Source organism: Halomarina oriensis, from assembly GCF_009791395.1.
GTDB lineage: Archaea > Halobacteriota > Halobacteria > Halobacteriales > Haloarculaceae > Halomarina > Halomarina oriensis.
Genome location: NZ_WSZK01000015.1, coordinates 658,019 through 682,501, shown reverse-complemented (window position 1 = coordinate 682,501; position 24,483 = coordinate 658,019). Strand labels below are relative to the sequence as shown.

Here is a 24,483-nt window from a genome sequence, read left to right as displayed (position 1 = left end):
GACGCTGCTGGAGGCGACTCGACGTGAGTCTCACTGCCGACGTCGACGACCCGAAGATGGTCCCGGCGCTCTGCCGTCGCGGAGTGGTGGTCCGACTGGACTCGAAAGCCGGTCGGCACATCGTCAAGCGCCACCCAGCGGGGACGCTCAACGACCGCGGTGAGTTCGCCGTCATCGGTCACGGCCCTGGTGGTGGCTACTACGACGCCTGGACGACCGACGCCGGGACCGTCGTGAGCTTCGCCGAGCGAGCCGGCGTCGAGAACATCACCGAAGGGTCCTGGCCCGCAGACCGCGGCCTGCCACCGATGGGTGAGACGCGATGAGCACCAACCTCTTCGTCAGCATCGCCGTCGCCGGCGCACTGACCTGCATCATCGGCGGGGGCCTGTTCGAGGACGCCTACGCATGGACTGCTGGCGGCCTCGCACTCGTCATCGGATTCATCGGGGTGTTCCTCTCGTGACCGAGGACACCCCCACCCGCGAAGAGTTCGAGGGACTGCGTACAGAACACGAGGCGCTCAAGAACGACTGGCACGCCGTCCGGAAGCACAAGCTCTTCCCGACGATGGAAGAGAACGGCGACGCCATCGCCGCACTTCTTGACGACATGCAGTCGGTGAAAGCCGAGCTGCGGGAAGTGCGGAGCGAAAACCAGCGGCTCGAACAGAAGTTCGAGTCCATCGCCGGCCTCGCCGAGGACGAACAATCCTCGCCCGCGAAACGGGCAGCCGACGTTCGGCAGGCGATGATCCGGCGGGCGGAGGCCAAAGAGGACGACCCCGACGACCCCAGCGCGGAGGTCGCGCTCTACTACAAGGAGGTCGAGGAGCTCCTCGCCGACTACGGACACGGCTCGGTCCACCGTCCGCAGGCGTTCGACGCCATGCGCGACGCCGCCGATGCCGATGGCTTCACGATGGGGAGCAAACTCAGCCGGGCGGGGAACCGCGCCGACGCGGTTATCCTGAAATTGGCGGAGTTACCGGCCTACGCACGTTGTAACGAGATTACTACAGCGGCGGATGCACCCACCGGTTCAGACACGGCTACTCACGTCACGAGTTCCACTCAGGATTAACACGAGCTAAACCACACCGATGAAACAACCTGTAAGCAACTGTCGATTAGTCGTGGGTATCTCGACTGCTGGCGTCTCTGGCAGCCGAGTAAGCACCGTTACGGCCCGTTCAGCCTGTAGTAATCTCGTTACAAGCCTCGTGGGGGGTGGACGAGATGAGTGAGGCAGCTTCCGCGGAACTGGTCGATGATCTCGACGAGTTCTACCGCGTCTACTACAAGGACGCCATCGGAGAGCTCGCCCGTCACTACCCACAGGAGCAGCGTTCGCTCACCGTGTCCTACCGCGACTTGGAGAGAGGGGCTGAGGACGTCGCGGGAATGGTCTTCGACCAACCGGAGAAGGCGAAGGAGCTGCTCGAGGAAGCGCTCGCGCTGTACGACCTCCCGGTGGACGTCAACCTGCGCGGAGCACACGTCCGAATCACCGACCTGCCACCGGACGCGGTCTGGGACGTCGGGATGTGGCGACCGAAGGCCGTCGACGGGCGACTCCAGGGCGTCCACGGGCAGGTCACGAAGGTCTCTGCCCGCCAGGAGTTGCTGAAGGAGGCGGCGTTCGACTGTCAGCGCTGCGGGACGCTCACGCGTGTGCCGCAGGTGGGCGACGAACTCCAGGACCCCCACGAGTGTCACGGCTGTGAGCGACAGGGTCCCTTCCGGCTGAACAAACAGCAGTCCGAGCGCGTCGACCACCAACTCGCCCGGCTGAAGACGCCGCCAGAGCGCTCGCACGGGATGACGAGCGAGGAGTTCGACATCACGCTCACGGACGACCTCGTCGGCGAGGTGGTCGCGGGGGACCGCATCGTCGCGAACTGCCGTATCGAGTCGCGCCCGAAGACGAGCGGGCGGACGAAGAAGCCGCTGCTCGAACTGTACGGCGAGGCTGAGTCCATCGAGCGGACGACCGCCGACCTCGGCGACGTCAACGTCGCCGAGCACATCGAGCGCATCCGCGAGATAGCGAACAGTCCGAATCCAGTCGAGCAGATCGTCGATTCGATCAATCCCTCGCACATGGGCGATCGTCTTATCAAGGAGGCTATCGCCTACATCATGTTCGGCGGCGTCCACAAGCGCCTGCCCGACGGGAGTACCATCCGCGGGAACTCCCACTGTCTCATCATCGGCGACCCGGGGACGGGCAAGTCGACGCACCTGAAGTACGCCGCGAACCTGATGCCGCGGTCGGTGACGACGACCGGTCGCGGGAGCACAGCCGCCGGTCTGACGGCCGCGGCGGTGAACGACGACTTCGGCGGAGGTGGCTGGACGCTCGAAGCGGGGGCGCTCGTGAAAGCGAGTGGTGGGCTGTGTGCCATCGACGAGCTCGACGACATGGCCGAGGAGGACCGCGCGGGGATGCTGCAGGCGATGAGCGACCAGGAGATCTCCATCAACAAGGCGGGCATCAACGCAACGCTCCCCGCCGAGACGTCGGTGTTCGCCGCCGCGAACCCGAAGCACGGCCGCTTCGACATCCACAGCGACCTGGCCCAGCAGTTCGACCTCGACCCGGCGTTGCTCTCCCGGTTCGACCTCATCTTCACGCTGACCGACCGGCCGGACGCAGATCACGACCGAGCGGTCGCCCGCCACCAGACGAGTGCGAACCGGGTCGGCCAGCAACTCGCGCAGAACGAGCACGCAACGCCAGACGACGCGACCGGCGTGACTCCGGCCATCGACGAGGAGGTCATGCGGGCGTTCATCGCCCACGCCAGAACGCTGTCGCCAGTGCTGACCGACGGCGCGATGGACCTCATCGCCGACGAGTACGTGGCGCTCCGAAGCGCGAACCCGGAGAATGAGGCCATCCCCGTCACGGCGCGGATGAACGAGGGCATCATCCGACTCGCGGAGGCGAGCGCCCGCATCCACCTTCGCGAAGAGGTGACGCGGACGGACGTCGAGCGAGTGATGGCCATCCATCGCCGGTGTCTCGAAGACGTGGGCGTCGACCCGGAGACTGGCGAGCTCGATGTCGATATCGTCGAGGCGGGGACCTCCCAGAGCCAGCGTCAGCGGGTGAAGTCCATCAGGGCCATCATCAGTGACCTGGAGGGGAAACACGACAACGGAGCGCCCATCGAGAAGGTCTACGAAATTGCCGGCGACATGGGCACCGACGAGGACCGCGTCGACCACGAAATTCAGAAGCTGAAAGATCAGGGTGACGTGTACGAACCGAACCAGGGACACTTCCGGGCGGTCTGACCATGTCCAACGACGCTCTCACTATCCCGGCCGATCTCACGTCCTGTTCGCCGAAGGCGAAGCTCATCTACTCGGCGCTCGCGATGAACGGCCCACTGACCCGCCAGCAACTCGGCGAGACGCTTCGGCTCGACCCAGACTACTTCGACCACGCGTTCAACCAGCTTCGAGAGGCGGACGTTGTCTGGTCTCGCCCCACCTCTACTGGCGAGACGCTGTACTCGCTTCGCTGATACCCGCAAAATGTCCGCCCGCGCCGGGGCTATATCTTGAAGCGTACTGTCACGGGATAAGACGGCTCTTCACCCGTCCCCCTACGCATCGCCACACCCGGCCGACGCCATTCGGGGCGGATGAGGCTGGCAGGTTACAGCCACGCGTTTCTCGCTTACCATGCTTCTCGACCACCGGTTCGACCCGAAATCAGGCGCACCACTCGCCTCGGCGAAGGAGTTCCCGACGCCGAAGGGCTACGGTCCGTATCCAGGTCACCGCCTTCGGGCGCACCAACACGGCGTTCGGACCGTCGACGAACATCCCCTCGCTGAGAGCTCGAACTGGGTCGAGGAACGCGAGGGCTCACTGACGAACGGCGAGCTCATCAGCGCGGGGTCCGGGCTTCTCGGCTACTTCCGTCGGAAGCATCGCGACGTTCGCGAGGCCGACCCGGCGCTCGATCGGGCTGCCGCACTCGCCATCAAGCGCATCAAGGCCATCGACGGCGAGGGCTACGACGGCCTCGACACCTGGTCGGCGCTGTCGACGCCCGATACGTACGTCTGGTATGCGCTGGCCGAGCGCCTCGCCGCGAAAGGCCACTGGTCGACGTGGATGCTCGACCACTGCAACCCGCGGTGTCCACACTCAGTCGAGGGAGACGAAAAGATCGTGAACTGCGCGGCGCTGTTGAAGTTCCGCCCGGGAATCGACGGCCTCGAAGGTGTCTGCTCGCGTCACCCGAACGACCACGGCACGGTCCACGGCTACGGCGAGTCGCAGGTCCGAGACCGCGTCGCCTCGATCTACCGGCGGGCGTTCGACGAGGACCTGGAGGTGTTTCGTGTCCTATGAGTACCGCCCCCGGCACGCAGACCATCGCAACGCACCCGCTGAGCAACCGACGGGCGCCGTGTCGCGTGCTCGGCGAGGTGTTCCGGCCGAACGCCAACCAGAGCGACACCGAACTGTTCGTTCGCGTCGAGTTCGAGAACGGCGCGAGATACCGAGTCGAGATCGACGCTGTCCACGACTATGAATGAACCTCAACATCGATATCACGTTGGACGTTCGCAGACTGGTCGGCATCGTCTTCGCTGGGCTGGCCGCCATCGGGGGCGTTCTCAAACTTATCGGCGCGGCCGCCGCTCCGTTCACCGCGACCGAGTTCCAGGCACTCATCGTCACGTCGGCGTTTCTCATCGTCGGCATCCGGGCCGGGTGGGACCTGCTGGCCAACGGCATCACGATTTCCGCCAACCAACCGGAGGAGAACGATGAGTAGCCAGTGTCGACTCACGCAGCCGCGCCGGGCACTCGTGGTCATCGCCGTGGTCGCCCTGCTCGCGACGACGTCGACCTCACTGGCCGTTCTCGGTCACATTACGCCCGAAGATCTCGGCCTGAGCGTCCTCGTCATCGCCCTCGTCGGGCTGGCGTGGTTCGCACTCATCAGCCCCCATCGCGATGATTCCTCGTGGGGCGTTCTCCTGGGGTACCTGCTGTTGTGCATCGCTGCGGCGGGCTTCTCGACGCCCGGCTGGTTCCCCTCGTATGCCGCACCGGCGGCCATCATCGGCTTCACGGCTCTGACCGCGCTCGAGCTCGTCCTCTGGGTGTTCGGCGCGACCACGAACGGCGACCTCGCCAACGAGTGACTATCCATGGACAACGTCTCGACCTCGCCAGCGTTCGAGTGTGAGCACTGCGGCCGCGACGACTTCGACACCAAACACCAGATGTGGGGGCACTTCGCCCAGTGTGGCGAGTTCTGGTTCGACCAGCTGACGTGGTCCCAGCAACTCCGCCGTTCCCCCGGACGGGCCATCGGCGAGTCATCGCCCGTCCGGTATCTCGACGAGCGAGCCGAGCTCCTCGCGTTCGGGTCCGGGTTCACGCTGGGCGCGGCCGCAGCCCACGACGAGGCACTCCAGCGCGAGGCCATCGCCGCGATCGGCATGGCCGTCGCTGCTGCCCTGCTCCCGACACTCGTTTCGAGGGCACCGCTCGGCCCGACACTCGCCCCCGACCGCCGGAAACGACTGCGCGAACACCCCGAGCAGTTCGCCGGCGGCGCGGCACTCGGCTACGTCCTCGCGTTCGCTGCCCTCTACTCCGAGGTTTTCACCCCATGACCGACCCAGCTATCGACCCCAAGCGCATCCCCTGGCGACTGGTCCGCCGAGCGCTCCGGTACGCTCGCAGCGCCTGGTTCGTCAGGCCAGAGCCATCGTCCGACGCACTGGCCATCGACTGCTCGCACGACGAACTCCGCCGAGCACTCGGAGAACGCCACTTCGAACCGAACTGGGAGACTGCCTATCTGTACAGAGGTGAGGTCGAGAACCTCCGTCGAGTGACGTTCGCCGAACTTCCTCCAGTCCACGACGAGTCGGACGACCTCATCGTCTGGTGGCAAACCCACGTTCGAACGTGGGACCACGAGGGTGCCTTCGAGATCAAGGCCCGTGCCCACTGGGAGCCCGAACCGACTGAGTTCCCGGATGCTCACCTGGACGGTATTGGCTTCGACCGAACGCGAGCGATGGAAACGCTGCGCTCCATCCTCGACGAGGAGGGCATCGACTACGAGCACGCCGAGCCATGACTGACGACATCTGTGGCGCTGAAACTGCCAAGGGGACACCTTGTCAGAATCCTGCAGGTGAGAACGGGCGCTGTCACATCCCGACGCACAACGGTCGCGATGAGGACAACCCGAGCCGTGACCCGAAGCTCACCGTCGAGCGCCAGGAGAAGATCGCCTCGATGCTCGAAGACAGCCATTCCATCGCGGCCGCCTGCCGGTGTAACGGCATCGGTCGCTCGACGTTCTACGAGTGGCTGCAGAAAGGCGACGCCCAGGAAGAGGGCATCTACGCAGACTTCTCGGACAGGGTCGCACGCGCACGAGGTGCTGGTGAGCGTCGCATCGTCGACGAGCTTCTGGAAACTGCTCGCGAGAAGGGCGACACCCGGACGATGCTCTCGGTGCTCAAGTCGAGATACCCCGACTCGTGGGACGACGCCAGCTCGACCGAGGACAGCGGCACGGTCAACATCCACCTCTCACCGACTGACCAATGAGCACTGGCGTTGGGATGGACGCTTTTCCTCAGGCGACGCACGAGCGGTTCCAGCGTGAGCGCAAGCGGACCGACCTCGCTCCCTACCGCCATCCGGGGACGGGCCGCGCTCCACAGGCAGAATTCCTCGCCGCTCCGGCCGGGATGGGCGACATCGAGTCCGGCGCCCAGACACACGCGTTCGTCTCTGGACTGGGGGCGGGCAAGACGACGGCGCTCGTCCTTCGAGCGTGGATCAACGCCGAGCACTGGAACCCCGGAGAGCTCGGCATGATCGTCGCTCCGACCGGGCCAAGCATCAAGAACGTCATCCTCCCAGAGATGCGGGCGCTCGGCTTGCTCGACGTCTGTGAGTACAACGGTCCGGGCAGCGAGCGACCGGGCATCATCACGCCGAGTGGCTCGCGCATCATCCTCGAATCGGCCGACAACCAGCGGAAGATCGACCGACTCCGCGGACCGAACCTCGCCTGGTTCGGGATGGACGAGCCCGGCTCAATCGCCGTCGAGGGCTGGGAGGTCTGCTCGGGACGACTCCGAGTCGGCCAGTATCGTAACGCGTTCGCCGCGACCACTCCGAAGGGCAAGAACTGGTGTTTCAATCGGTTCTACGACACCGACGACCCGGACGTCCACTACGACGGGGCGTACCAGTGGCAGACCGCCAACGACTGCAACGGCGTGTTCGGCGTCCCGTCGTGGATGAACCCCCACAACCCAGAGGACTACATCGAGCGCCTCGAACGGGAGTACTCCGGACAGTTTTTCGCCCAGGAGGTTCGCGGGGAGTTCACCAAGTTCGAAGGGCTGGTCTACCCCTGGTTCGACGACGACAACCTCGTCGAGTACGACGATCTCCCGGAGACGTACGACGAAGTCGTCTACGGCGTCGACTGGGGGTTCGACAACCCCGCTGTCCTGCTGGCGTTCCTCCGTGAGGGTGATGAGTGGTTCCTTGCCGACGAGTGGTACGAGCGCCGCTGTACGGACGCCGATCACGCTTCGGCTGCGGAGACCTTTCAGGAGCGTTGGGGGCCGGGCGTGTTCTACTGTGACCCGTCCGAGCCAGCCAACATCGAGACGTTCAACCGCCGAGGGCTGAACGCCCAGAAGGCGAAGAACGACGTCACGCCGGGCATCCAGCATGTCACCTCGATGCGCGACCATCTCCACGTCGCGACGCAGTGCCAGTCGGTCATCAACGAGTACGGGCAGTACCAGTTCCGAGACGGCGATACCGACGAGAAACCACTGAAGCAGAACGACCACGCGATGGACGCGCAGCGCTACGCGCTGTTCTCACACGACAACCGAACCACGGTCACCCGCCGGACGCCCGGCTCGGCCGGGAAGATGCAGTAACTCACCATGCGCAACCCACTCAGTACACTCGGAGAGGCACTGTTCTCGGCCCCCCAGCGCTCGGAGGTCAAGACGCGCAACGGCGGGGTGTACTACCAACCGGGAGAGGTCGACACCATCCCGGTCCCGGAGAACATCGGCGAGGAGATCGAACTCTATCAGGAGACGCCGCTCCTCGCTGCGGCGTACACCCAGTTCGCCGACGACGTCGTCGAGCCGGGCGCTCGCGTCACGGCCGACTCTTCGAAGACCGAGGACTGGCTGAACGACGATTTCCTCCCGAACGCGGGCATCGTCGCCGGGAAGAGCCACCAGGACTTCGGCGAGATACTCCACCAGTCGGCAGTGCTGCACGAGGCTGGCGGGAAGGTCCTCACCGAGCACGTCAAGAAGGACCCGAGCACCAGCGAGCCGACGATAACGGGGTTCATGCTCATCCCCATCGAGTCGGTGGCCTTCCAGACACGCGAGAACCGACCGATCCTCCTCGAACCAGATGCCGAGGGGGAAGACGTCGCGATGACCAAGCGTAACGAGGCAGCAGCGTACCTCCAGTACCACGAGACCTCGCCGTACGGCCGCCTCGGGAAGTATACCGACAAGGACGTCGTCAAACTCAGCCAGAACGACGTCACCGACATCACGCGCAACCCACTGCCTGGTCAGCTCATGGGGCTCTCGGCGACGCACCCGGTCAAAGGGAGGACGGTCGCGCTGAAACAGAAACTGCAGGACAACGAGCTGGCCATCCAGTCGAAGGCGCACGGCATCTGGAGTGTGGCGTTCGGCCGGGAGGTCGTCGAGGCCGGGAACGAGACGACGATCTACGAGTGGGACGACGACGAGCAGCAGGACTTCCTGCAGAACAAGATTGGCCGGGAGATGGGGCCAGGAGACATCATCGGCCATGACGGGGAGATCTCCTTCGAGAAGTTCGAGGGTGAAATCGCCGACGGCCTGCTCGACTTCCTGGAGTTTGACATCAAGTACATCGTCTCGGCACTCCCGACGCCGCTGTACGCAGTCGGCTGGGAGTCGAACATCAACCAGTTCGTCACCGAGCGCCAGGAGACGCGCTACGACAAGCAGGTGCGTGACCTCCGGCGCACGCTGGAGACGGCCTACACGGGAGCGCTCATCGACGTCGCCGAGTCCCACGGCTACGACACGTCTGGCATCCAACTCCACATCGAGCCCGAAGAGGATGAGTCGCCAATCCGCTCGATGGACGACGACGTGATGCAGCGGTTCGTCGACTACACGACGGGGCTGAAGAACGTCTACGGAAACAAGGCGCACAAGCACTTCGACGAGGAGCGGTTTGTCGACCTCGTCGCCCAGCTCCCAGAGGAAGCGCTCGCCGACGAAGAAGAGAATGAGCCCGACGTCGAGCCGGTTCCACCGCTCGACGAGGACAACGAGCAGGTTCAGGCACAGTTCGGCCAGCAAAATCAGGGCCAGCAGGCAGTCGCCGATGGTGGTGAGGCCGTCGACGAGGACGGGGACGAGTGACCGATGCCGACCGATCCGACCCAATCGAAAACTCTTCGCGAGCGCTACGCTCGGAAGCTCCGGGGGCGCTACGCTGCAATCAACACCGAACTCAGAGCTGGCGTTCGTGATCGGGACGCGTTCGGGCTCTCGTCAGACGGTGAGGCGCTCGCTCGCGACATCGACCGCATCCCGAGCTACCGATTCGAGACGGACGACCGGAAGCACGCGGAATTCATGGCGTGGCTACGCCAGCAGCTCGACAACGGCGTCCTCCAGACCATCGGTCAGGGCGAGAACGAGTACGTCCGGACGGCGTACGAGAAGTCGATTCGCCACGCCGATGCGGCGCTCGACGAGCAGGGCCTCGACGTCCCGGAGGGTGGACTCCAGGCAGCGTTCAACGCCCCAATTCACGAGGACGCCCTTGCACTGCTCTACCAGCGTAACTACGAGGGGCTGAAGGGCATCAACGAGGAGGTCGCCAAGCAGATCTCCCGCACGCTCGCCGAGGGCTTCTCCCAGGGCTACAGCCCGCGGAAGATGGCGGCCGAGCTCACCGACCGCATCGACTCGATCGGGAAGACGCGGGCGACGACGCTCGCTCGAACGGAGGTCATCAATGCTCACGCTGAAGGGACGCTCAATCGGTACGAGCAGGCTGGCGTCGAGCAGGTCACGGCCGACGTCGAGTTCCTCACCGCGCAGGACCGGCGCGTTTGTGCGGTCTGTGCGAGTCTGGGGGGGAGTCGCTACACGATCGGCGAGGCGCGTGGCGTGATTCCAGTCCATCCGCGCTGTCGGTGCGCGTGGCTGCCCGTGACGCCCGACAACTGAGAGGAGACAATGCAAGCATCACCAGAGACATTCGAGAACGCGAGTGGCTTCGCCGCCCTCGCCGCATCGCCCGACGATGACCTGCCGCTGACCGTTCGTGGTGTAGCGCTCGCCGAGGGCGTCACCACAAAAGGGGCGAGCAAGAAGCCGACGTACTGGCCTCGTGAGACGCTGGAGGCTGCCACCGAGGCGCTCGAAGGTCGGAAGATCGTCGACGACAGCGCCCACGACATCCCCGACGGAGCGAGCCCTGAAGACATCCCGTTCCAGCCGCCAGCGAAGACGGTCATCGGCGAAATCACCGAAGCACGGTACAAACCCGGCGTCGGAATCGTCTACGAGGGCGAAATCGACGACGCGGACTACGCGGCGCTCGTCGAGAACGGGCGCGTCGACGTCTCGCCGTTCCTCTTCCCGAAGCGGGGTGAGTTCGACGAGTCGCGGAACGCGTACCCTGCCCAGCAGATCGTCCACTGGCGGGACCTCGCCGTCGTGTCCGAGGGTAACGAGGGAGCGTCGATCGAGGCGGCCTCCGCAGCAGAGGCGCTGACCGCGGAGGCGCTGAAGGCGACGTTCGAATCGGACGGTGACGAGGCGGCGGAATCCGCTACGGACGGGGCGGACGGCACCAGTGATGACCCCGAAGGGGCGAGCACTGCCGACCCCGACTCGGATGCGGAGACAAATCCGGGCACAGACCCGGAGGAGGACCTCATGGACCTCACAGACAACGAGAAACAACTCATCCAGCGAGCGCGCACGATGGACTCCCCGGCAGTCGTCGAGGAGGACGCCGAGGCGCTCGCCCAGACGGCGGCACAGTTCGAGGACCCCACGGTCGTCGAGACAGCGGACTACGAAGCCCTCGGCGACCAGGTCGAGGACATGAAAGGCGTCCTCGCGGAGGCCCTCGCCGAGCGGACCGACATGAAGGTCGAGACGGCAGAAGCGCTGACGCTGGAGGCGCTCATCGGCGAGTTCTCCGACGAGGATGGAGAGTTCGACATCGAAGCACTCGTCCAGAACCCCGAAGCCGGTGGCTCTGGCGATGGCGACGGTGGCGATGGTGGCGACACGGGCGTCGACGCCCTCTCCGAAGACGCTCGAGCGGACGTCCGCTCGAAGCTCGCCCGTGCGGACACGATGCAGTCCGCAGCCCCCGAGCACGCCGAAGCACTCCGGTCCGAGGCGGCCGAGACCGTCGGCGTCGACTCACACGAAGACATCGACATGGAGGCTCTGTAGATGCCCAAACCACTCGGCTTCGTCGTCTACCCGAACGCGATCATCGACACTGGTGAGGCTGGCGAGGCGCTCTCGCCCGGTGACGCGGTCGGCCTGAGCGGCGGCCAGTACGTCAAGGCGGATGGAACGAACGACACGAACGCACTCGGCATCGTGACCGACAACTCGGGCGGTGCCGACGAGGCAGGCGACTCCGTCGGTGTCTGTCTCTCGGGAGCGGTCGTCGCGAACGTCGCTGGCGGAGTCACCGCTGGTGGGGAACTCGACGTCTCCGCCACCGAAGGCCAGCTCGCGGCCGGCACTGGCGGTATCGACGCCCTCTCTGATGAGGGCGGTACCTGGAAGGGCGCAGCGCTCGCGGCGAACGCGGCGGTCGTCCACAAGTAACTACGGAGGATCATAGATGTCACCACAAGTCGACTACGATGGAGTGCCGACGGCGACCGACGTCAAGGCGATGCTGGAGGAGAAGACGCGGGAACTGTACCAGTTCCGCAACGCCTTCCGCATCGACCAGGAGGCCGCCACGCGCAACTCTGACAGTGTAGAGTTCCCCTCGGGCGGCACGTTCGAGGGCGAGATGGTCGAAGTCGAGAAAGGCGGAGACTACCCCCGCGCGAAGCTCGACTACGACGGCGCGGTCGCGGCCTACAGCAAGTACGGGTTCGAGGTCCCCATCACGGACGAGGACATCAAGGACTCGAAGATCAACTTCGCGCTGGACAACCAGCAGCAGATGGCTCGCGAGGAACAGCGTCGCCTCGACGCTATCGCGTTCAGCATCCTCGACGCCAACCGGAACGGCACGGTCATCGGGACCGACGGGACCGACTTCAACTACGAGGCGACGGTCGCGGCGTACACCGCGCTGGTCGACGCTGGCTTCTCGGCGGACTCGCTCGTCTTCTTCCTCTCGCCAGATGCGTGGGGTGACATGGCCACCAGCAGTGAGTTCATGAGCGACACCGAGACGTTCGCCGAAGAACTCCGCTCGACGGGGCCAAACATCGGCCAGGTCATGGGCCGTCCGGCGATGCTGACGAACACTGGCAATCTCGGCGCTGACGAGGCGTTCGTCGTCGACACCTCCCGGTACGGCTGGGAGTCCGAACGCGACCCGTTCGAGGTCTCGCGCTATCGCGAGGACCAGAAGGACCAGTGGGTCTACAAAGAGCGTGGCCGCATCGACTGGGTCCCCACCGAGTCGGACGCGGCGATGTTCATCCAGGGCGGCGTCTAACCATGCCCCGGACGGACGCAGCCAGCGTCCGTGAAGAGCTGGGCGTCAGCCAGTCGGAATACTCCGACGACGAGGCAGCAACTGACATCCGACGGGCGGGCTACCTCGTCGACGCTCGTGTCGCCGACCGCCTCGACGACACCGAACTGCTGACGGATCTCGAAACGCTGGTCGCAGCGCACTTCGCACACGAGGCGTTCACCGACACGACGGCCGACGGTCAGCAGATCAAGCAACTCCGGCAGGGCTCACGCTCGGTCTCATTCGACACGAGCGGCACGACCGGCCCCGGTGGGTTCGCCTCGCCGTACTGGAGTGAGGCGCTCGCCATCGACCCTACTGGCCGCCTCGGCGTTCATACACGGAGCGCTCACGTTACGAGCACCAGCGATTCAGAATGAGCTACGAACTCACCTGCCGACTCGATGGGTGGGGCGCGGTCCGCAATCCGCTCGACGAAGACGAGCACATCGACGTCGTCGATGGAACCGTCACCGTCGACGATGCGGACCTCGCCAGAGCGCTCGACCGCGAGTACGACGTGCTCACCCTCACAGAGCCGGTTGAAGACGAAACCGAAGAGAGCACCGTACAAGACGAAGACCTCGATGAAGCGTTCGACGTCGAGGGGTTCCTCGACCGGACACCGATGAGCGAGGTCACCGAAGACATCGCCGACGGGATGGTCGACGACCAACTCGATCAGGTCGAAGCCCACGCTGAGCGCGAGGGTGTTCGCGACGCCGTCGAAGCTCGCCGCGAGGAGCTGGAGGGGTAGTGCCATGCCAGGTGCTGAGATGACCGGCGTCCTGAGCCTCATCGAGACGCTCGACGACATCAAGGACCGCTGGGGTGTCGGCACCGTCAGCTGGGAAATCGGGACGAACGTCGAGTACGCGGTGTACGTCGCGTTCGGGACCAGTCGGATGGCGGCGCGTCCGTATCTCCGCCCAGCGCTCGAAGAGGCCGCACGGAAACTCGACGTCTTCGCCGCCCAGGCGAACAGTCTCGAAGCACTCGTTCGCGACATCGCGCTGTACGTCGAGAAGCGAGCGAAAGGGATCCTCACCGAGAAAGACGCCGTCGACACCGGCAACCTCCGGGGGAGCGTTGAGGCTCGCCCGGCGAAAGGTGGCGCGTCGATCGCCTCGGCTTCGTTCTCCGCATGACTCGTAACGCACTGGGCGACCGCCTGGCCTCGCTGGGTGAGTCGTTCACCAACTGGTTCGAAGAGCCGCTGACGGTTCGGAACTTCGTCGAATCGGCCGAACCGGACGAGCAGGGCGACTACCGGAAAACCGACCACCCCGACAACCCGATCCAGACGAGCGGTCAGGTCGAGCAGCCGACCACGCCGCAAACGGAGCAGGGGCCGGCCGGTCGCGAAGAGAGCGCCGACGTCGAGATACTGCTCCCCGACGACGTCCTGGTGACGTCCGGCGGGCTCGAAGACGACGGCGGCCGGTATCTGGCGTGGCCCTCGGAAATCGAGACCCAGAGCGGTCTCATCTACACGGTGACGCAGATGTTCGACGAACGCAACGGCGTGGTCCGCTGTGCAGCGCTGCACTCCGGCGAGGTCGATGACCGATGACCGACGCGAAGATGCAGATCCTCGCCTTGCTTCGAGACAACTGGGACCCCTCAGCGATGTCGTTCGACGAGACCCAGCTGTACCGGAACAAGTCGAAGCTCGTCTTCCAGACGGGCTGGTACGGCCGTGACGGCGAACTCCCCTGCGTGACGGTCACCGGGAAGAACGAAGGCCCGTATCAGGGTGGTGCGACCGGCTACACCGCGCTGCATGGCCCGACCGGGAAGGGGATGCAGCGTATCGACGGGACGGTCACCGTCAACTTCGTCGCCGGGACGTGGGACCACCTCGACGGCGTCGGCCAGACCGGCGAGGACCTCAACCCAAAGACCGTTCGCGAGGAGATGTACCAGCACGGCTGTGACATCCTTCTCGCCGCCCAGTCGACCGACGAGACGCTCACCGTCGCCCCCGGTACGGGAACGGAAATCGAGGACACCGGCGACGAGGATGAATCGACCGTCTTCCGCACATCGCTGCGGGTGACGTACCAGTACGACCGCCTGCCGACGGTCTGACCTCGGCACCAGCTCCGGCCTCGACCCGCGGGGGCTGACTTTCCTTTCGCATCGCCCGATCGACCACGGCCGATGCTTTGCGCATACCAGATGCGACTCAGAATCACCACAACCGACAGCAAGGGCACCCCGACGACGACACGCCTCGGCGGCGTGTTCGAGGGCGAGCGCTTCGACGTCCGCGTCTTCTCGACGGGGACGACCGAGGAGGTCTCCGACGCCCTCGGCGAGCACCTGCTCGCCAGTGACCGCTACGCCGTCGCTCCGTACGACGGCGACAGTGAACCGACAGATGCGACTGCGGATGCGGATACGGAGGACAACTAAATGCCAGGACTCAACGTCGAAGGCGGCTCGCGACGCACGAACTACTACTTCTGCCGCGAGGTCGTCGACCAGTTCGGTGACGCACAGACCCCGGCCGACCCTGACTGGACGCTCTACGGGAAGGTCGAGAACTCTTTCGAACCCGAGACGGAAGCGACTCACAGCGAGCGAACGGGCATCGGCAACGTCGACCCCGTCGACAAGCGCCGGAACCAGGAGAGCCACGAGGTCACGCTGAGCTACGACCTCGAACGCTTCCCCGTCGACGGCACGGGCGACCCGCTCGACCCCATCGCAGACGGGATGCTGCGTGACATCGACAATCGCCTGCTGAACACGCACTCGCTGCTGGCGGTCGAACAGCTCTCGGGTATCATCGCCACGAACACCGTCCACGCGAAGTACTTCGCCGACGCCCGTGGTCGAACGCATCCTTCGGGAGACGCACCGACGGCGACCGCCCTCAGCACCCGCAAGTACGACTACGCCTACGGCGGCCGCCCTACTGAGCCGTCCATCTCGGTCGACCCAGGCGAAGACGCCGTCGCCACGGCCGAACTGCAGTACACGTTCGACAAGCGCCGGAAGTATCAGATCGACCAGCCCGACGCAACGACCTATCTCGCCATCCGGTCGACCGACGCCAGCGACACCGGCGTGACAGTCACGGTTGAGGCCATCGATGGCCAGACGGTCGAGGATATCACGCTCGATGGGACCGACGCGACAACGTCGGTCGTCACCACCAGCCAGTACGACTCGCTGGCCGTTGTCGCCCCAGCCTCGGAACTTGAAGGCACGCTCGAAGTCTACGCCGACGAGTCGGTCGACCAGACCGGCGAGCCCGGCCAGCTGCTGACAGTCGTCCCCGGAAAGAGCGACTACGACGGCATCGAAGGCGACGAGGGTGTCCCGCCGCTCGGCGCGGGGTCGTTCGATGATGGCTCCTCACTCGGTCAGCCCCAGCTCGTCCTCGGGTCGAAACTGCAGTGGTTCGGTGACCCTGCCGCCGAGCGCGTCCAGTCGACGACGCTCACGGTCTCGAACGAGGTCGAAGAAGAGAACACGACCGACGGGCTCGCCATGTCCCATCACGAGGACGGCCGAAACGTCCAGGCAGAGTCGACGGTGTTCGGCGAGACCCAGACCAACGACAAGCTCTCCGATCACCTCCAGGGCGCGGAGGGCGAACTGGTCATCCCGCTCACCGGCGGCGACATCGCCCTGCCGCGAGCGTACATCTCCAGCGGTGGGAACGCCACCAAGGAGGAGAACCAAGCGTACATGACGACAGACCTCACGTTCACGGGTCTACAGCAGAGCGATGGCAGCGCCGCACTGGAGTTCCGGCCGAACTGAGTGATTCCTGATGGCAACCACATCCAACACTGACGAGTCCGAAGCACAGCCCGACGAATCGCCACCTGAAGACGCGGGGATGGTCAGCGTCGCTGACGTCACTGTCTCTCGTGACCAAGAAGGGAACGTCCTCCCCGAGAAGCAGTACGTCGAGGAACTCGATGGGTACGTCAAGGCCCGCCGGCTGACGAAGAACGCCCGCGAGCAGTGGATCATGCCGCTACTCAGCGGCGAGGACATCTCTGATGCGCAACTCGCCGACCTCTACGAGTCCCACCTCGTCGAGCCCGATCTCACCAACGACGAGGGAGAGGTGACCGAGCGGCTCGTCGCCGAGGAACTCGACCCGGCGATGGAAGACGGTCTCCTGTACGGCATTCTCCTGGTGTCGGACCTCGACGAGATCGTCGACCGGCTCCGGCGCTACCCACGCGGCGATATCTCCGATGAGGAGATGGACCGGCTGAAGCGCCTCGACGAACTGCAGAGCCTCGGCGGAGACGACGAGGGAAAGTAGCGGGTCCGTCGCTCGAAACGGGCGAACTGAGCGACCTGTCGCGCTACGAAGACGCCTGTCTCAGTGCGTACTTCCTGCATCACAAGTGCCACTACCAGTTCACCGACCGCCCGCTGGGTGAGCTGACGCCAGAAGAGGAGAAGATGCTCTGGAAGGGCTTCGAGCTGTTCCAGAAGCACTTCGGGCCGAATCGCGGGCAGCAGCAGTCCAATCAGGGCCCGAAGCCGGGCCAACACGTCACGTCTGGCGACCAGAAGGCGTGGCGCGAGTTCGTCGAGGAGAAGCGGCGGACCGCCACACAGCGGTCGAACTGACTTCTCCGGTGTCACCGCTCGCCACTGAGCGGTTTCTCTTTCCATGGCTATCAACGCAGAGCGTCTCCAAGTCGCAGTCGAGGGTGGTAGCGGAGCGGCCGACCTCGCCGGTGACCTGGATGGGCTGAAGATGTCCGCCCTCGGCGTGCGGGAGGCCATCGGCGGGATGGGCCTCGCACTCGCCGCCGTCGCGGCGGGTGGTATCGCGGCGGCAACGCGCTCTGCCTACGAGTTCGAGGCCGCCATGGCGGACGTCCAGAAGGTGACGTCGGCCGATGTCGCTCGCGAACTCGAGGGCGAGCTGATGAGCCTCGCTGAGACGATCCCCATCCCACGACGGGAGCTCGTCACGCTCGCCGAGCAGGCGGGGAAGTTCGGTATCGAGGGCTCGGAGAACATCTCGAAGTTCGTCGAGACGGTCGGGCAGATCGGCGCGGCGACCGACCTCGCCGCCGAAGAAGCTGGCACACGCTTCGCGAAGATTGCAGGCGCGGTCGGGCTCCCCTACGGCGAAATCGAGAAGCTGGGGAACGCGACGAACGCGCTCGCCGACTCGTTCAAGACCGACGCCGGGGAGATCTCCGACTCGGCAGTCCGAGCATCGAACGTCCTGTCCCAACGGCTGGGGCTGGGCGCTGAGGAGACGCTCGCGCTATCGGCGTCGATGAACGAAGTGAGCGCGTCGAGTCGCCTCGCGGCTGGCGACCTGAAGCGAGCGGCCGAGGCGATGCTCGACCCGAAGAAGGTGGGCGACGTCTCCGGGGCGCTCGGCATGACGACGACCGAGTTCAAGAACCTCCGCTCGTCGGACCCGTACGGCCTGATGCAGCGCATCGCCGCTGGCATGGCCGAGGGTGGTGAGAAGGCGACCGACCTCCAGGTCGCTCTCGGAACCCGTGCGGCCCGAGCGTTCTCGAAACTCGGGAGCAACGCCGAGCGAACGAACAAGGCACTCGAAACCGCGACCGGGCAGTTCGAGAACGGGACATCGCTTGCTCGCGAGATGTCGATTCGGACCGAGACAGCCGCCGGACAGTGGCAGCTGTTCAAGAACAAGGTCCAGAACGCCGCGACGACGACGGGGCAGAACTTCCTGCCCATCCTGAAGAACGTGCTGTTCGCGCTGAACAGCGGCATCGAGGTGCTGGGCGACATCAACGAGAAGACCGATGGCTGGGCCGGGACCATCGCGCTCGTCGCTGGCCTCATCGGCGGACTCGTCACGGCGGTCGGGGCGTTCACCAGCGCACTGGCGACCTCGACGACGGCGGCGGCCGCCGCCTCCGGTGCGGTCGGAGCGCTCGGAACGGCGTTCACGGTCCTGACCGGGCCAATCGGCATCGCCATCGCGGCGGCAGTCGCGCTGTACGCGGCCTACAAGACGAACTTCCTGGGGCTTCGGGACATCGTCGACGGGGCAATCAGCGCGGTCAGCGGGACCATCGACAGGAACGTCGGCCCCATCATGCAGAAGCTGGGGCTGATCGCCGACATCATCGGTCAGAAGGTCGGCCCGGCGTTCACATGGCTCTACAACGTCGCCGGCCCGCCACTCGCCGCACTCGGCCAGCTCGTCGGCGCACGGGTCGATGCCATCGTCGGCTACTTCACGTGGTGGATCGACACGGTCCTGACCGTCATCAACGCCGGGCTCTCGCTGCTGCTGGGAGACACCGACACGGCGCTGAACCTGCTGGACGGCCTCTGGCAGCGGACGCTCGACGGAATCCTTCGCTGGATCACGTCGTGGCCGCTCGTCGAGCAGTTCGCCGGCGTCTTTGTCGATGCCGTCTCGGCTGTCGAGTCGGTCCTCAACCGAATCCCCGGCGTGACGGTCGACGTCGCGTCGAAGGCGCGCGCCGCACTCCGGAATGCCTCCATCCCGCAGACATACAACCGCGAATACCAGAAGGCGGGCCAGCTGACCGCCCAGCAACTGAACCAGATGAAGGCCCAGCAGCGGGGGACGCTCCAGGGCCAGAAGCAGAACGTCCAGTCGTCTGGCATCGCGGCGGCGTTCGGCGCTGAGTTCGGTCAGGCGTCGACGCTCGCCGGTCAGGAGATGAACGGGATGCAGACGCAGACGCAGTCCATGCTGAGCGGCATGGAGACGTCGACGCGGTCCTCGTCGCTCCCCAACGCCTTCGGGACGATGTACCAGCAGGCCGGTGCGAAGGTCGACGCCGGGACGACGCGCCTCCAGACCGCCCACGATGGCGCGATCGGGGCGATGGTCCAGTCGACGCAGACGTCCGGTCTGCCGAACGCGACGGCCTCAACCTACCAGCAGTCGGTGAACAAGCAGTCGACGAAGCTCACCGAGCTCCGGAACAAGCACCAGCGCTACCTCCGGATGTCAAAGCAGGACACGTCGAAGTCGGCGATGTACAAGGGCTTCGCCGACATGTACGGTCGCGCGGCCCAGAAGCAGCGCGAGAAGCTCAACGGCATCCGCGGAAGCCACCAGCAGGAGCTGTCGAACATCTCGACGGACACCAACGCCTGGTCGCTCCCGACGGAGATGGACTCGAGATACAGCCTCGCCAAGCAGAACATGACCGGCGAGATGGGGCTGATCAAGCAGGAACACAGCACCGGTCTGTCGAGCATGTCGACCGAGACGAACAACTGGTCGCTCCCGGGTGACGTCAACTCGAAGTACGGGTCGGCTGCGGGCAAGCAGTCCACCCGACTCGGAGAGATGTACGGTGAGCACAACACACAGTTCGGCAACATGACGGCGTCGACGGCGCGCGAGCTGGGGACGATTCTGAAGTACGTCGCCACAGAGTTCGCTAACCTCCTCCGCATCGTCAGTCGAGAGATGGGGCAAGCCCAGTCGAACTTCTCCGGTGAGCTGGGGACGATGCGCTCGGAGACGTCGACGAAGACTGGCCAGATGGTTGGCGACTTCTCGTCGGCGTTCTCGACCATCTCTCGATACGCCAACGATATCGCGAGAGAGGCCAACATGGCAGCCTCGACTGCCCGGTCCGCGCTGCGGAGCGCATCAAGCTACCGAGCCGCTGCGAGTCGAAACGCCGCCGGTGCGGCGTCGGCCGCTCGTGGTGGCGACGACCGTATTGCGGGGATGGCCTCTGGTGGACGCGTCCTCCGGGACGGCATCGTCCGCCTTCACAAGAACGAGCACGTCCTCGCCGAGGAGGACATCAACCGGACCGCTCGCCCGCCGATCGACACCGAGCAGGACTCCTCCGGTAGCGGTAGTGGCGTCGGGACGTATATCAAGCGCGTCGTCGTCCACGCGAACTCCGAACGGGAAGGCCGCCGTGCCGGTCGTGGCTTCGTCGACGAGCTGCGAGCGGACAACTTCGATAGCGCCTGAGCGACGTCTTCGCACACCAGTTTTCATCATGCCAGAAACACCATATCACGGCTGGAACACACCCATCGTCGGTGGCGACGCCGATGTATGGGGCGAGAAGCTGAACACCATCCTCGGCGTCAACGAACTCGACGCGGATGTTATCAAGAAGGGGCCAACGACCGGCACGCCACCGAAGCCTGTCGACCCTCCCGAGAAAGAAGGCCGGTGGTACCTCGCAACCGATACCACGGACCCGCGGAATGGGAACAGCACGTCACTGCCACATCTCTTCTACGACAACGGCGACCAGTGGATTACCATCTGGGACGGTGATGCGAAGACGCTCGGCGGTGCGGAACCAAACCAGTTCGCCCGGACTGACACGTACAACATCTTCACCGAGGGCGCGGAGTTCTACGGCAATATCCAGTTCACTCGTGGCCCACGACTAACCACCGACACGACCAGCAACCTGCTGCTGTACACCGACACTGCGGCGTCCTCAGTTATCCTCTACGACGCGGTCAACAGCCAGAATATCCTGAACGCGAAAGTGGGTGGCGATGTGGTCGCCGAGAACGGTCGCTTCGTCGTTCAAGAGAACACGTTCCGCGTTGAGACTGCTGCCAACGATGTGATGCGGTTCGTAGATACCTCGGGGGGCTCAAACACGAATCCTTTCACCTACCGCTTCGACGATCGCGGCTTTCGTCTCTTTGCGGGCGGTACTGGTGGCGTCGGGAGTGCTCTGCTCGTTGATCACGACTCCGGCGACGTCTCGGTACCCAACGGGACGGTTGAGGACGAAAACGGCCCACTCGCGAACACATCGGATATTCCAGATGTCCCGCCTCCCAGCGAACAGTTGCGGACCTGTGAGTTCCAAATCCAGACCGTTCCGGACGGCGGCGACTTCGCCGAAAGCCGTGTTCGCGTGCCGTCCGGGAAGTCCCTCAACGTGATCGAAGTCGGTGTACAGACCGCCGCTGGTTCGACGAGCGCTGACTACTTCGTTGAAGTTCGTGACGGGTCAGATAACTACGTCGCCGGGTCCTCCTCGAAGTACACTGATTACTCGGGGGCCCCGCCGGCGATTGGCGGAGCAGACGACGTCCGGTTCAAGCTGGTGAATAACTCTTCGTCCGGGAGTGCCGACCTCACAGGATACATCCACTATACCATCACATGAGCCTGATACCGCTGCCGTTGAACGGTGGCTTCCCTGCACGTCCGGCCGTCGAGAACGGGGTACTCCAGACCTCGCTCGGCCCCACCGTCACCATTATCGACTCGTTCGACGGCACGCTCAACGCAGGCTGGACCGACGAGACCACCGAATTCGCGAGCGACACCTCTAATTTCGTCGAGGGGGGCGCTGCGGTGGTCACCGACACCAACGCGTCGACGGCCAACATCGAGTCAACGTCCAGTGGCTCGCTCCCAGCGTACTTCTCGAAAGGACAGGTGCTTCGTCAGTACGTACGCCCGTCGACGGTCGGGTCGGGCGGGTCGCGATACAGCCTCTGGTTCGGCTGGGAAGGCTCAAACACGGGCTACACCGCTCAGCTTCAGTTCGACAACGACCGCGCCCGTGTCATCCGCGAGGACGGCGACGGGACGGCGTCTGAATTCGCCGATACCAGTGGTATCGGGATGACATCAGGTGACTTCGTTGAGCTGGAGGTTGACTGGCGTGACGGAACCAACGGCGGGACGGACAACGATATCGTCGTGACCGTGAGCGATTACGCGAGTGCCTCGGTGCTATTCACCCACACCGAAAACGACGAGACCTGGGCCGGTAACGCTGGGTTCCGTCTCTATTTCTTCGGCGGAGTGAGCAGCGCTCCGACTACCATCGACTACATGCACACGACATGAGCACCGGAGATAGCCTGCCGCGAAGTAGCGTCCTTCCGGTTCGAGGCGCTCAGCTCGCCGTCTTCAAGCCCGGAAACGAGTCGGATGACCTCGCCGACGCGGATGTGACGGTCGCCGATGCCGACGTTGAAGCCATCGACATCACCGAGCGGATTCAGGCACGAAAGGACACCGCCCAGCTGACCATCGGGAACGACGACGGGCAGTACACTGGCGACATTACGAGTGGTGACCGAGTCGAGTTCATCGCCGACACGCCGGCAAACCGAAAGCGGGCGTACAGCACCGACGCGTACGGGTCGGGGCTGTTCGGTGGATATGGCTCGCTGTGGACGGGCATGGTCCGCAGTCAGACGCCAGAACGGGCCGGCCCACAAGATGCGACACTCGATATCGAGAGCCAAGACTGGGTATTCGCGAAGTGTGGTTTCGCACAGGTGTACGACGCCTTCGAGGACGCCCCCATCTGTCTCCCTGAGGAGGATCCCAACGCAGAGTCCGCCATCGTGAACACACTCCTCCGGCGCGAGGCTCCAGCTATCGACCGGTCACTATTGGGACGCTGTGAGACGGTCACTGACGAGTTCTCTAACGGTCAGAACCTGCTTGACGTCCTCGGCGACCTCGCGGCGAAAGCCGACGCAGTATTGTTCTCGCGGGGGCGGTCGCTGGCGTTCGTCCCACTGGCTGACCTCGCCGCCAAGACGGAGATCGGGCCGGCCGACGCGACGACACACAACGTCCGCATCAACGACGACGACCTCGCGAACGTTATCCGCGTCGACGGAGGGACAGACTTCGCCGTTGACGACGCTCAGGAGACTGTCTCGTCGTATCAGACGGTGACCGACACCAACCGAATCCTGCACCGCATCTCGACGCGGAAGTCACGACTCGCACGCATTGAGGTGTGGACGCGAGCAGACCGCTCGGAAGATGCCGACGGAATCGTCGTTCGACTGCAGAAAGACGACGGTGGCCAGCCGATCGCCGTCGATGACACCCAGTCGGACATCACCGACCCGACACAGATCTCAGCGGAGTTCCTCGACGATGACGGATTCACGACGTTCCGGATGAGCAAGCACACACTCCCTGAGCCGAACCCGTGGCTCATCGTCGAATCCGATGGGTCAACCGGTCAGGAAATCGGCGTGGACACCTCCAGTGTCCCAGCCTATCGGGCGTACTTCCCGTATCCGATCTCCGTACGCGTTGAGTCGCCAGCGAGTCAGCGAGAGTACGGACGGCGCGAAGACCGAATCAAGGACGACGGTCTGCAGACGTTCCGTGCTGCCCGCGACCGAGGGGACGCTGAGCTTCGCCACCGCGATGAACCCCGACGGGAGCTCTCCTTTGGTGCCCGTGGCCCCGACGCCCACACGCTCCAAGCAGGCGAGGTGTTCGACGCTCAGTTCCCGTTAGAAGGGGCAGTCGGCGACCACATCGTCATCCAGCGAACGATCAGCTACGCCGGGGCGACCATGACGACCGACGTGACCGCCCAAGAGACGAAATCACTCTAATTAGTTATGAGAGACATCAGCAACCGAGAGGCATCACGACTGCTCCGCAAGCAGCGCGACCGCCTGCGCCGAAGCGAAAACGAAGACGACCCCGACAGCGACGTGGGCGTCATCGCCGCACCGCCACCAGACGTTGAAGGGTCAGCCGATAGCGTCTCGGTGTCGACAGCGAACGCAGGGTCCGGTGTATGGGACAGCGCCGACTGGAACTTCGCCGAGTGGGGACTGTGACGTGACGGTCCACACGACAGCCACCACGACGAACGTGCGAATCGCCACTCACGATATCGACGCCGTTCGAGAGACCGTCCCGAACTGGGCGAGCCTCGATGATCGGTCT

Annotated in this window: 32 protein-coding genes; all 32 read left to right on the top strand. The window is 64.7% G+C overall.

The features are described from left to right. The first annotated feature begins 23 nt into the window (after positions 1 to 23). The 32 genes from GQS65_RS10125 to GQS65_RS09970 all read left to right on the top strand — a co-directional run bounded on the left by GQS65_RS10125 (position 24) and on the right by GQS65_RS09970 (position 24,374). Entirely contained in the window at positions 24 to 326 is a 303-nt protein-coding gene (locus GQS65_RS10125) for a hypothetical protein (protein WP_158204482.1), read from the top strand. Beyond that, positions 323 to 466: a hypothetical protein gene (locus tag GQS65_RS10120; RefSeq protein ID WP_158204481.1), complete on the top strand. Its 144-nt coding sequence runs from the start codon at positions 323 to 325 to the stop codon at positions 464 to 466. The genes GQS65_RS10125 and GQS65_RS10120 overlap by 4 nt, the downstream gene beginning before the upstream one ends. Continuing rightward, on the top strand, positions 463 to 1,083 hold the full coding sequence (locus GQS65_RS10115; protein WP_158204480.1) for a hypothetical protein: 621 nt from the start codon (positions 463 to 465) through the stop codon (positions 1,081 to 1,083). Before GQS65_RS10120 ends, GQS65_RS10115 begins: the two co-directional genes overlap by 4 nt. A 155-nt stretch (positions 1,084 to 1,238) precedes the next feature. Then, positions 1,239 to 3,302, top strand: coding sequence for a minichromosome maintenance protein MCM (locus GQS65_RS10110; RefSeq protein ID WP_158204479.1), 2,064 nt, complete (start codon positions 1,239 to 1,241; stop codon positions 3,300 to 3,302). Between the two features lie 2 nt (positions 3,303 to 3,304). Next, complete coding sequence (locus tag GQS65_RS10105; protein ID WP_158204478.1) at positions 3,305 to 3,535, top strand: hypothetical protein; 231 nt, start codon at positions 3,305 to 3,307, stop codon at positions 3,533 to 3,535. A gap of 160 nt (positions 3,536 to 3,695) precedes the next feature. Further along, positions 3,696 to 4,373, top strand: a complete 678-nt coding sequence (locus tag GQS65_RS10100) for a hypothetical protein (protein ID WP_158204477.1) — start codon at positions 3,696 to 3,698, stop codon at positions 4,371 to 4,373. Next, entirely contained in the window at positions 4,370 to 4,561 is a 192-nt protein-coding gene (locus tag GQS65_RS10095; protein WP_158204476.1) for a hypothetical protein, read from the top strand. Before GQS65_RS10100 ends, GQS65_RS10095 begins: the two co-directional genes overlap by 4 nt. After that, positions 4,558 to 4,803: a hypothetical protein gene (locus GQS65_RS10090; RefSeq protein WP_158204475.1), complete on the top strand. Its 246-nt coding sequence runs from the start codon at positions 4,558 to 4,560 to the stop codon at positions 4,801 to 4,803. Before GQS65_RS10095 ends, GQS65_RS10090 begins: the two co-directional genes overlap by 4 nt. Beyond that, complete coding sequence (locus GQS65_RS10085; RefSeq protein WP_158204474.1) at positions 4,796 to 5,176, top strand: hypothetical protein; 381 nt, start codon at positions 4,796 to 4,798, stop codon at positions 5,174 to 5,176. Before GQS65_RS10090 ends, GQS65_RS10085 begins: the two co-directional genes overlap by 8 nt. Before the next feature lie 6 nt (positions 5,177 to 5,182). Next, the gene (locus GQS65_RS10080) at positions 5,183 to 5,653 is read left to right on the top strand and encodes a hypothetical protein (protein WP_158204473.1); all 471 of its coding nucleotides are present in this window, start codon (positions 5,183 to 5,185) and stop codon (positions 5,651 to 5,653) included. After that, complete coding sequence (locus GQS65_RS10075; protein WP_158204472.1) at positions 5,650 to 6,126, top strand: hypothetical protein; 477 nt, start codon at positions 5,650 to 5,652, stop codon at positions 6,124 to 6,126. The genes GQS65_RS10080 and GQS65_RS10075 overlap by 4 nt, the downstream gene beginning before the upstream one ends. Beyond that, on the top strand, positions 6,123 to 6,605 hold the full coding sequence (locus GQS65_RS10070; RefSeq protein WP_158204471.1) for a hypothetical protein: 483 nt from the start codon (positions 6,123 to 6,125) through the stop codon (positions 6,603 to 6,605). Before GQS65_RS10075 ends, GQS65_RS10070 begins: the two co-directional genes overlap by 4 nt. Beyond that, entirely contained in the window at positions 6,602 to 7,966 is a 1,365-nt protein-coding gene (locus GQS65_RS10065; protein ID WP_158204470.1) for a PBSX family phage terminase large subunit, read from the top strand. The genes GQS65_RS10070 and GQS65_RS10065 overlap by 4 nt, the downstream gene beginning before the upstream one ends. Before the next feature lie 6 nt (positions 7,967 to 7,972). Beyond that, positions 7,973 to 9,478, top strand: a complete 1,506-nt coding sequence (locus GQS65_RS10060; protein WP_158204469.1) for a hypothetical protein — start codon at positions 7,973 to 7,975, stop codon at positions 9,476 to 9,478. A gap of 3 nt (positions 9,479 to 9,481) precedes the next feature. Then, positions 9,482 to 10,294: a phage head morphogenesis protein gene (locus GQS65_RS10055; RefSeq protein ID WP_158204468.1), complete on the top strand. Its 813-nt coding sequence runs from the start codon at positions 9,482 to 9,484 to the stop codon at positions 10,292 to 10,294. Between the two features lie 9 nt (positions 10,295 to 10,303). Further along, positions 10,304 to 11,539, top strand: coding sequence for a hypothetical protein (locus tag GQS65_RS10050; RefSeq protein WP_158204467.1), 1,236 nt, complete (start codon positions 10,304 to 10,306; stop codon positions 11,537 to 11,539). Further along, positions 11,540 to 11,926, top strand: coding sequence for a hypothetical protein (locus GQS65_RS10045; RefSeq protein ID WP_158204466.1), 387 nt, complete (start codon positions 11,540 to 11,542; stop codon positions 11,924 to 11,926). 16 nt (positions 11,927 to 11,942) lie between these two features. Continuing rightward, positions 11,943 to 12,779: a phage major capsid protein gene (locus GQS65_RS10040; RefSeq protein WP_158204465.1), complete on the top strand. Its 837-nt coding sequence runs from the start codon at positions 11,943 to 11,945 to the stop codon at positions 12,777 to 12,779. A 2-nt stretch (positions 12,780 to 12,781) separates the two neighbouring features. Continuing rightward, on the top strand, positions 12,782 to 13,180 hold the full coding sequence (locus tag GQS65_RS10035) for a hypothetical protein (RefSeq protein ID WP_158204464.1): 399 nt from the start codon (positions 12,782 to 12,784) through the stop codon (positions 13,178 to 13,180). After that, a complete protein-coding gene (locus tag GQS65_RS10030; protein WP_158204463.1) occupies positions 13,177 to 13,557 on the top strand; it encodes a hypothetical protein in 381 nt (126 codons plus the stop codon). The genes GQS65_RS10035 and GQS65_RS10030 overlap by 4 nt, the downstream gene beginning before the upstream one ends. Positions 13,558 to 13,561: 4 nt before the next feature. Beyond that, complete coding sequence (locus GQS65_RS10025; RefSeq protein ID WP_158204462.1) at positions 13,562 to 13,948, top strand: hypothetical protein; 387 nt, start codon at positions 13,562 to 13,564, stop codon at positions 13,946 to 13,948. Further along, a complete protein-coding gene (locus tag GQS65_RS10020) occupies positions 13,945 to 14,373 on the top strand; it encodes a hypothetical protein (RefSeq protein WP_158204461.1) in 429 nt (142 codons plus the stop codon). The genes GQS65_RS10025 and GQS65_RS10020 overlap by 4 nt, the downstream gene beginning before the upstream one ends. Beyond that, positions 14,370 to 14,891, top strand: coding sequence for a hypothetical protein (locus GQS65_RS10015; RefSeq protein ID WP_158204460.1), 522 nt, complete (start codon positions 14,370 to 14,372; stop codon positions 14,889 to 14,891). The genes GQS65_RS10020 and GQS65_RS10015 overlap by 4 nt, the downstream gene beginning before the upstream one ends. Before the next feature lie 72 nt (positions 14,892 to 14,963). Next, a complete protein-coding gene (locus tag GQS65_RS10010; protein WP_158204459.1) occupies positions 14,964 to 15,218 on the top strand; it encodes a hypothetical protein in 255 nt (84 codons plus the stop codon). Continuing rightward, positions 15,219 to 16,577, top strand: a complete 1,359-nt coding sequence (locus GQS65_RS10005; RefSeq protein WP_158204458.1) for a hypothetical protein — start codon at positions 15,219 to 15,221, stop codon at positions 16,575 to 16,577. Between the two features lie 10 nt (positions 16,578 to 16,587). Further along, the gene (locus tag GQS65_RS10000; RefSeq protein WP_158204457.1) at positions 16,588 to 17,094 is read left to right on the top strand and encodes a hypothetical protein; all 507 of its coding nucleotides are present in this window, start codon (positions 16,588 to 16,590) and stop codon (positions 17,092 to 17,094) included. Positions 17,095 to 17,237: 143 nt separating this feature from the next. After that, positions 17,238 to 17,408, top strand: coding sequence for a hypothetical protein (locus GQS65_RS09995; RefSeq protein ID WP_158204456.1), 171 nt, complete (start codon positions 17,238 to 17,240; stop codon positions 17,406 to 17,408). A gap of 43 nt (positions 17,409 to 17,451) precedes the next feature. Then, positions 17,452 to 20,754: a phage tail tape measure protein gene (locus GQS65_RS09990; protein ID WP_158204455.1), complete on the top strand. Its 3,303-nt coding sequence runs from the start codon at positions 17,452 to 17,454 to the stop codon at positions 20,752 to 20,754. 28 nt (positions 20,755 to 20,782) lie between these two features. After that, on the top strand, positions 20,783 to 21,925 hold the full coding sequence (locus GQS65_RS09985; protein ID WP_158204454.1) for a hypothetical protein: 1,143 nt from the start codon (positions 20,783 to 20,785) through the stop codon (positions 21,923 to 21,925). Then, entirely contained in the window at positions 21,922 to 22,617 is a 696-nt protein-coding gene (locus GQS65_RS09980; RefSeq protein WP_158204453.1) for a hypothetical protein, read from the top strand. Before GQS65_RS09985 ends, GQS65_RS09980 begins: the two co-directional genes overlap by 4 nt. Then, entirely contained in the window at positions 22,614 to 24,143 is a 1,530-nt protein-coding gene (locus GQS65_RS09975; protein ID WP_158204452.1) for a hypothetical protein, read from the top strand. The genes GQS65_RS09980 and GQS65_RS09975 overlap by 4 nt, the downstream gene beginning before the upstream one ends. Before the next feature lie 6 nt (positions 24,144 to 24,149). Continuing rightward, positions 24,150 to 24,374: a hypothetical protein gene (locus GQS65_RS09970; RefSeq protein ID WP_158204451.1), complete on the top strand. Its 225-nt coding sequence runs from the start codon at positions 24,150 to 24,152 to the stop codon at positions 24,372 to 24,374. The last annotated feature ends 109 nt before the right edge of the window (positions 24,375 to 24,483 follow it).